This is a genomic window from Spiroplasma sp. hy2 (assembly GCF_044714365.1).
Classification (GTDB): domain Bacteria; phylum Bacillota_I; class Bacilli_A; order Mycoplasmatales; family Mycoplasmataceae; genus Spiroplasma; species Spiroplasma phoeniceum.
This window is the reverse complement of sequence record NZ_RXFZ02000028.1, coordinates 1-8,418: the sequence shown is the minus strand read 5'-3', so window position 1 is coordinate 8,418 and position 8,418 is coordinate 1. Positions and strand designations below refer to the sequence as shown.

General features: G+C 28.6%; 10 protein-coding genes and 3 tRNA genes. 11 read left to right on the top strand and 2 right to left on the bottom strand.

Features of this window, described 5'->3' with window-relative positions:
* Positions 1-226: 226 nt before the first annotated feature.
* The 5 genes from EHV01_RS01755 (at position 227) to EHV01_RS01735 (ending at position 1,358) form a co-directional block, all read left to right on the top strand.
* Positions 227-451, top strand: coding sequence for an acyl carrier protein (locus EHV01_RS01755; RefSeq protein ID WP_053391359.1), 225 nt, complete (start codon positions 227-229; stop codon positions 449-451).
* A gap of 14 nt (positions 452-465) precedes the next feature.
* Positions 466-951: a Fur family transcriptional regulator gene (locus EHV01_RS01750; protein ID WP_422065938.1), complete on the top strand. Its 486-nt coding sequence runs from the start codon at positions 466-468 to the stop codon at positions 949-951.
* 71 nt (positions 952-1,022) lie between these two features.
* Positions 1,023-1,098: transfer RNA gene (locus EHV01_RS01745), tRNA-Trp, on the top strand.
* 81 nt (positions 1,099-1,179) lie between these two features.
* Positions 1,180-1,254: transfer RNA gene (locus EHV01_RS01740), tRNA-Trp, on the top strand.
* Positions 1,255-1,265: 11 nt separating this feature from the next.
* Positions 1,266-1,358: transfer RNA gene (locus EHV01_RS01735), tRNA-Ser, on the top strand.
* A gap of 55 nt (positions 1,359-1,413) precedes the next feature.
* Here EHV01_RS01735 and EHV01_RS01730 read toward each other — a convergent pair.
* Positions 1,414-2,271, bottom strand: coding sequence for a DegV family protein (locus EHV01_RS01730; protein ID WP_422065937.1), 858 nt, complete (start codon positions 2,269-2,271; stop codon positions 1,414-1,416).
* Between the two features lie 15 nt (positions 2,272-2,286).
* Positions 2,287-3,129: a DegV family protein gene (locus EHV01_RS01725; protein ID WP_400248363.1), complete on the bottom strand. Its 843-nt coding sequence runs from the start codon at positions 3,127-3,129 to the stop codon at positions 2,287-2,289.
* Positions 3,130-3,256: 127 nt separating this feature from the next.
* Here EHV01_RS01725 and EHV01_RS01720 point away from each other — a divergent pair, with 127 nt between their 5' ends.
* From EHV01_RS01720 to EHV01_RS01695, 6 genes are all read left to right on the top strand, one after another.
* The gene (locus EHV01_RS01720) at positions 3,257-4,348 is read left to right on the top strand and encodes a M42 family metallopeptidase (RefSeq protein ID WP_422065936.1); all 1,092 of its coding nucleotides are present in this window, start codon (positions 3,257-3,259) and stop codon (positions 4,346-4,348) included.
* Between the two features lie 2 nt (positions 4,349-4,350).
* A complete protein-coding gene (gene ytpR, locus EHV01_RS01715; RefSeq protein WP_422065935.1) occupies positions 4,351-4,977 on the top strand; it encodes a YtpR family tRNA-binding protein in 627 nt (208 codons plus the stop codon).
* On the top strand, positions 4,964-5,986 hold the full coding sequence (locus EHV01_RS01710) for a nicotinate phosphoribosyltransferase (RefSeq protein ID WP_422065934.1): 1,023 nt from the start codon (positions 4,964-4,966) through the stop codon (positions 5,984-5,986). The genes ytpR and EHV01_RS01710 overlap by 14 nt, the downstream gene beginning before the upstream one ends.
* 41 nt (positions 5,987-6,027) lie before the next feature.
* On the top strand, positions 6,028-7,092 hold the full coding sequence (locus EHV01_RS01705) for a hypothetical protein (RefSeq protein WP_422065933.1): 1,065 nt from the start codon (positions 6,028-6,030) through the stop codon (positions 7,090-7,092).
* Positions 7,093-7,290: 198 nt separating this feature from the next.
* Positions 7,291-7,536 carry a hypothetical protein gene (locus EHV01_RS01700; RefSeq protein WP_422065932.1) on the top strand — a complete coding sequence of 82 codons (246 nt, stop codon included), beginning with the start codon at positions 7,291-7,293 and terminating at the stop codon, positions 7,534-7,536.
* Positions 7,469-8,332, top strand: coding sequence for a hypothetical protein (locus EHV01_RS01695; RefSeq protein WP_422065931.1), 864 nt, complete (start codon positions 7,469-7,471; stop codon positions 8,330-8,332). The genes EHV01_RS01700 and EHV01_RS01695 overlap by 68 nt, the downstream gene beginning before the upstream one ends.
* The last annotated feature ends 86 nt before the right edge of the window (positions 8,333-8,418 follow it).

Sequence of the window (8,418 nt, the reverse complement as noted above, 5' to 3'; positions counted from 1 at the left end):
ATATTTTTAAATAAAAGACATAATTAATTAAAATTATAATTTGCTATTAGTATCTTTTTAAAAATATTTACAATTATTTTAATAGGTTATGCAAGAAGTCTAATGAACAACAATTATATCAAGCTTGGAAGCTTACATTAGAAAGCTTACACTAGTGAATGCTATTATTTTATTGCTAAACTTGTTATAATTATATTAATTATTAAGAGAATGTGAGGGATTTTAAATGAATGTTCTAGATGAAATTAAAAAAGTTTTAAAAGAACGTGGAATTTCTAAACCAATTGATTTAAATACGGAGTTTAAAACATTAGGATTAGATTCATTAGATTTGATGGATTTAGTTATTGAGGCTGAGAAAAAATGTGGAATTCAAATACCAGATGATAAATTAATGGATATTAAAACAGTTGCTGATTTAGTTGAAGTTATTAAAGAAATTAAAAAATAAAGGAGCTGGTGGCAATGGCATTATCATATGACGGGATTGTACAGTTATTAAAAAGTAAAAATTACCGAATTACTGAAATTAGGTTAGCAATTATTAAAATTTTATCAGAAAAGCAACATTTAACGTTAACTGAAATTGTAACATTGTTAGAACAAGAATTTAAAAATGTTAATTTAATGTCAGTTTACAACACAATTGATTTATTAATTAGTGAGCTTATTGTTTTTACAAATTCTTTTGATGGTAAACAAATTTGATATGATTTAGCAGAAAACCCATCCTTTCATATGGTTTGTGATATTTGTAAAAATGTTGTTCATATTAAAGATACGAATATTTTACATGAAATTAAGTTAGATAATTTAAAAGATGTAATGACAAATATTAATTGAGAACCAGTCCATTTTAAAATTGAAGGGCATGGAATCTGTGATCAGTGCCATAATAAAAAATATGAACCACTTCAATTTGAAGAGTACTTCAATGAAGAAAATAAGTAAAATTATTTGCTATTTTCTATTATTTTGTTAAAATGGTTAAGTGCCAATTTAGGCGCTTAATTTATCTTGTTAGGGGTATAGTTCAATCGGTAGAACACCGGACTTCAAATCTGGGTGTTGTGGGTTCAAGTCCTGCTACCCCTGCCATAACATAAAAAGATGAAAGTATGGAAATACTTTTTTATTTTGCCATATTTATCTTATTATGTTATGATTTAAAAAGGATTTAGGGGTGTAGTTTAATGGTAGAACAGCGGTCTCCAACACCGTACGTTGTGGGTTCAAGTCCTGTCACCCCTGCCAGTTTAAACAGTGGAAGTATACCCAAGTCTGGTTGAAGGGGGCGGTCTCGAAAACCGTTAGATGGAGTGATCCATGCAAGAGTTCGAATCTCTTTACTTCCGCCATTTAATGAAGAAAAAATGAAAAATCATTTCTAATATTAGAAATGATTTTTCATTATTATTTAATTTGTGGAACAGCAACAAAAGCAATTGTGTTTAACCCTGCATGTGCAACAAAGATATTAGCTAAATTTTCGGTGTGGTAATTAACTTTTAATTCATTTAATTTTTGTGTAACATTATCTCAAACTTTACTAGCACATTCACTTGTTTTTAAAATAAATAATTGAAAGTTTATTTTAACTGTTTTTTTAAATTTTTCTCATGTTTCAACTAAAGTTTCAATTAAATTATTTAAAGTTCGTGATGAGGCAATTTTTTTAGGATGTTCTCCTCATTGAATTAAAATTTTAATTTTAAATAAGTTAGTTAATGATAATAAAACTTTTCCAACACGCCCACCTTTTGATAAACGATCTAAGCTACCAGGAATCATTGCCATATATGTTTTTTGCTCAAGTTCATTTGTTTTTGCAATAATTTCTTCGACACTAAGATTTTGTTTTGTTAATTCATTAGCATAAATTATTAATGTTTTTAAAGCAAAAGCTGCTGTATGATTACGAACAACATGAACTTTTCCACGATATTTTTCATCTTGACTTAAAAGATAAGCAGTTGCATATTGGCTTGAAAGTTTCTCAGCAATTGGATAATGAATAATTTCATCATATGTTTTTAAAATTTCGTCATATTTAACCATTAATTCACCAGTTGATGCTTGACTTGTTTTTGTTGTTCCTGTTTGAACAACTTCATAAAAATTATGTTTTGTTGTTTCTTCTTCCGTATCTAAGATATCAACTTCATTATTTAAAATAATGTGTAAGGGAATAACATGAATACCTAATTGTTTAATTTCTGCTGTTGTGAAACCTGCTGATGAATCAGTTAAGATTGCAATTTTTTTACTCATTGGTTGTACCTCCTTTTATTCATCTCAACATACTAGCACAACCGTATTTGCTCCTGTATGAGCTGCTATAACATTTGGCAAAATGTATGTTGAAGTAATTTTAGCACCCGCGTCTTCAATAATATTGTAAACTTCTTTTAATGTTTCATCGTCTGTTTTTGAATGCAATAAAATAATGTTTTTTCAATTTTGCCGTTCTTTTTTTATTTGTCCTAAAGCTGTTTCAACAGCTTTTTTAAATGTTCTAGTTTTATCAAATTTATCAATGCGACCATCATATCTCAAAATAGGGGTTATCTTCAAAAGCGATGCTAAAGCTGCCGCTGCCGCTGTAATTCTACCCCCGCGTTTTAAAGTTTCCAAACTTTTTGGGATAATAAAGGCGCTAACTTTTGTTTTAATTAAATCAAGTTTTGATTGAATTTTTGTTAATTCAATTCCTTCTTCAATTCATTGATATACTAGATCAATCATATATACTAGCAGTTGACTTACCCCGTCAGTATCAATAACAAAGACTTTGTTTTTATATTCATCGCCTTGAGCTAACATTGAAATATTTTCATGCTGACCAGATAGCCCCTTTGATAATCCCATAAAAACAATGCCATCATATTTTTTTAACAATTCGTTTCAAGTACTTAACATTTTTCCCATTGGAATTTGACTAGTTTTGATAACTTGATGTTCTAAAATATCATAAAATTCATTAAATGAAATAACATCTTCATCATCTTCCACTTCACTTCCATCTGGAAAATTTAGTAATAATGGTGATAAATAAGTATCTTCATATTTTTTTAAATCGTCTTTCTTAATTCCAGACGATGAGTCGATTATTAATGCAACTTTGCTCATATTTTTCCTCCATTTATTTCTATCTCTTAAGTATCATTGAATCTAAGTTAAGGTATTGTTAACGTCTTAACAATATATTAATTATAAACTTTGATATAATAATTTCAAGGATGAAAGGAAGATAACAATGAAAATTACTACTGAACAGAAAAAAATGTATGAGACTATTTTACAAGCATTTGGACCATCTGGATGTGAGCAAGAAGTTGTTAAACTATTAAAACAATATTATCAAAAATATACTTCAGAAATAATTCAAGATAATTTAGGGAGTTGCTTTGCTGTAATTCGAAATCAAAAAGGAATTATAAATCCAAAAAAAGTAATGTTAATGGCACATGGTGATGAAGTTGGTTTTATGGTTAGCCAAATTAATAGTAAAGGTTTAGTTCGTATTAATCCATTAGGAGGTATTTGAGAACAAACATTATTAGCTAAACGAGTAAAGTTATTAAAAGATGATGGAACGTTTTTGATTGGTGCGATTTCAGCAATTGCACCGCATTTTTTATCACCAGAAGCTCAATTAAAACCAACGCCAATTGCTAATATGTTAGTTGATTTTGGTTTTTCTTCACAAGCAGAAGCCTATAAAGTTGGAATTCGAGAAGGAAATTTTGTAATTTGTGAAGGTCCAACAGTTTTCTTAAATGATAAACGATTATTATCAAAAGCGATTGATAACCGAATGGGTGTTATTTTAGGATTAGAAGTTTTAGAACAAGTTAAAAATAAACAATTAGACTATGATTTATATGTTGGTTTTAGTGTGCAAGAAGAAGTTGGAATTCGCGGTGCTAAAACAGCGACAGCATTAATTAATCCTGATTTTGCAATTGTAACTGATGTTTCACCAGGACAAGATTATGAATCAACAACAACTTTTGGTCAATTAGGGCAAGGTGTAATGTTACGTGGAATGGATAATGGCTATATTACGCGTTATGATTTAATTCAATATCAACTTAAATTGATGAAAGAACATGCAATAAAATATCAATTTTATATTTCGCCAGGAGGAACTGATGCTGGAGCTGTTCATTTAACAACAGCTGGTATTCCAACTATTCAAGCGTGTTTAATTGCCCGTAATTTGCATACAATTAGTGGTATTATTGATTTAGATGACTTTAATGAAACAATTAAGTTAGTAACAACAATTATTGAAGATTTAGATGAAACAAAAATTAAAGGATTTAATTGAAGTAATAAGGAGTAAAAATGGGAACAAAAACAATTGGTTTATTTTATAATCAAGGCTTTGATGTTTTAATGGGATATGAATCAACACCTGATGCAGTTAATTATGTTATTAATAATGATTATGTTTTATTTTATAATCAAAGCCACCAATGTTGTGGGTTTAATTTGTTAAATGCTAGTAAACATTTAACAACATCTTTGAAGTTAGGAATTAATAGTGATAATTCTGATTTATTAGCAGAGTTAGGAGGTATTTTTAAACAAAAAGATTATTCTTTTAATATTAATCAACAACCACAATTTATTGTTGGTAAAATTCTTGAGCGTAAAAAACATCCTAATTCAGATAAATTAAATATTTGTCAAGTAGACATTGGTTTATCAACTGAACAAATTATTTGTGGAGCTGATAATTGTGATATTGGCAAATTGGTTGTTGTTGCGCGTGTTGGGGCAATTATGCCTTCAGGTTTAAAAATTGTTCCTAGTGAATTACGAGGAATTATTTCAAATGGAATGCTTTGTTCTGAACGCGAATTGGGATTACCAATTACTATTATTGGTAAAAAAATTATGTTATTATCAAAGCAACAATATCATCTGGGAAATAGTTTTTGAAAGGAATATTATAATGGGCAAAATTAAGGCAGGATATTATAGTGCAATTTATTTTTTAAAAACAGCAAATATTTTAAAAAATGAAAAACCAAATGATTTAATAACAATGCAGTTTTTTCAACGTGAAGAAAATGTTATTCTAGCAGGCGTTAATGAATGTGTTGAATTATTAAAAACAGAAGTTTTTAATGCGGAAAGTTTAGAAATCACTGCCTTAACGGATGGCGATTTAATTCAAGCTAATGAACCAGTTTTAAAAGTAACTGGGCATTATTATCAGTTTGGCCATTTAGAAGGTATTATTGATGGTATTTTAGCACGACAAACAAGTATTGCAACAAATTGTTATCGTGTATTACAAGCAACTAATAATAAGCCAGTGATATATATGAATGATCGTAGTGATTATTATTATAATCAAGAAACTGATGGTTATGCTGCAAAAATTGGTGGAATAACTAATTTTGTTACAATAGCACAAGTAACAAAATTAGTTGGTAATTATGAGCCTATGGGCACTGTTCCGCATGCTTTAATCCAAGCTTTTAATGGTGATTTAATTGCAGCTTTGAAAGCTTATCAAAAGTTTTATTCAACTGATAAATTAGTGGCTTTAGTTGATTATAATAATAATGTTATTACTGATACTTTGCAAGTAGCACGTGCATTTTCAAATTTATATGCAGTTCGTGTTGATACTTCTCAATCATTAATCGATAAATATTTTCTTGGAAAAGAAGATATGTATCCAAGTAGTGAAATTAATGGTGTTAATAAACACTTAATTCGTGCTTTACGTCAAACTCTAGATAAGGCAGGATATCAACATATTAAAATTATTGTTTCATCAGGATTTAATGTTCAAAAAATCCAGGATTTTGAAAAAGAAGGTGTTCCTGTTGATATTTATGGTGTTGGTGAATCGTTGGCAAAAATTAATATTGGCTTTACTGGTGATGCTGTTCAATTAAATGGTGTTGATCAAGCAAAGGTTGGGCGGAGTAATATTGCTTCGAATCGACTAGTTAAAAAATAAGAAATGTTTTATAATATATGTAAATAAAGGGGGTTTTCATGATGAGTGAAAATAAAAACCATAAAATAGAGTCTTATTATAATCATGATGATGCTTATCCTCATTTAAAACAGGAACGAAAACAATATCAAAATGAAAACGAAAAAATTACAATTGAAAATAATAAGAATAAATCTCCTTTAACATCGTTATGTGAAGTTATTTCACCTTTATATGGAAAAAAATTAGATGGTGCTGATGAATTTAAAGTTAATATGTCGCATTCATATAAACAACAAAAAGAAATTAATCCCATAACTTCGATTGAGAATGTTATTGCTCAGCGGGTGAGTGAGAAGAAGGCGGAGTTAGCGAAAATTCATATTACTGAAGAAAAAATTTCGTCTTTTGATAAAACTAACATTGAACCATATTTTCGAAAATATGATCCAGTTACAAATAAAGAAATTATTCCATCAACTTTAAAAACTAAAAATAAATTATCTGAACCAACAGCACAAACGGTATCATTTTTATTAAAACCACGAAAAAGTGGAACAAATATTTTTGGCGATAGAACAGCTGAGTTAAAAGTAGAATTAGAACAAATTAAAGAAAAAATTCGTAATCCAATGCCACAACATAATGTTGATGATTATGAGCAAACAGCAATGTTTGAAGGAATTGAAGAGCAAAGAGAAATTAATGAACAGATTCGCAATGCAGTTGCTGAAGCTTATCATATTGATGATAATTTTTCTGAAGATATGCCATTAGAGCAACGCCGTCGATTAATCCAACATAATTCAACAAAAGCGGGAGCAGTTAGATTTAAAACGCTACTTAATTTACAAGAAAATAATTTAAATAATCAGTTTCTTCGTCGCCCGAAACCATTATCACAAAATGCATCAGGATATCATAAGAAATTGCATGATTTACGAAACAGTGATTCTGAACCAGATATGAACCACGTTAAAGAATATCATACTAATCGTAATCCTTATTTATCACGCATGTTAGAAATTGAAGAGCAAACAGCAAAGGAAGCAGAAGCAAAACGTCGTGAACGAATTAAAACACAAATTAATAATGTTCAAAGGGATAATGAAAATAATAATGAATAGGTAAGGAAAATTTTAAAAACTGATAGGGTGATTAAAAGAATGAATAGGGGAATCAACCAATTTTACTGGTGCTAATTTTTTTGTTAAAACCTTTATTATAAAAAAATAATTTAAAAAATATTATAAAATATTAGTAGGAATGCAATTATGAAAACACATATATTTAAATAATTTAACAAAAAGATAGGAATTAATTAAATGAATAGAAAAGTAAAAAAACAAACAATAATAATCGGAGGAACAACTTTTGGTGTCTTAGCAACAGCAGGAGCTATTGCAGGTATTGTTTTTGGTATTAGACATATAAATGGTGATTTTGAAACTGAAAAAAGCCAAATATGAGAAATGGTTAAAGAAACACCCAAGGATACTGCCCATGTTGTTTTTATTAACGGATTTTGTTGGTACATCTCTTGTTGAAAAGTATTTATTTGAAAGTGTTAAAGGTAAATTTTTGGTTGATATTATTCGTAGTTATATGGTTTCAGGTCGTGCAAAAAATGAGCAAGAACGTGTTGCTAAATATAATCAAGAGTTTTCACACAATAATTTAAATAACCAAGCTAATGTTATTGATAAGCCTAATAGGTTGTCGCATATGAAATCGTATTTTTGGTTTAATGATAAAAAAGAAATTATTCGTTCTTTTACAGGTAGTGGTAATTTTTCAGAATCTGTCTTATTAAAAGTCCCATCTTATAAAGAAGTTCTATACAATATTACAAATTATAAAAGACTTGGTCGTGATATTTTTTGCGGAGGAATTAATGCAACAGAGCAGGTTAGTGCAACACGAATTAGTGATTTATATCAACAAAATTGTGTTGGCTTTGATGTTAATGATAAGACAACTTATCAGTCAGAAGCAAATGTTTTGAAAGAAAAAAGCCAATTTAATGAGATTGTAAAAGCACATAAAACAAATGAAAAAATAAAGACAGCAACAGGACTATTAGTATTGACTGGTGATGGTGATACGAATGTTATTAAACGATGTTTAGATGAAACGGCAAAGGATAATATTAATTTAGATCTTTTTGTTGGTAATACTAGTGCTGGATATAATCCGGTTCTTGAAGCAGAGTTATTAAAAGATGAAAAAAATATTAATCGATTAAATATTATTCGTGAACATCCGAAACCTAATGTTTATAATTCTGATTTTATTAAGTACACTAAACCTAAAACACATACTAAGTTATATGTGTGATACAATGCAAATAATAGACTTCTTGCATAACCTATTAAAATAATTGTAAATATTTTTAAAAAGATACTAATAGCAAATTATAATTTTAATTAATTATGTCTTTTATTTAAAAATTH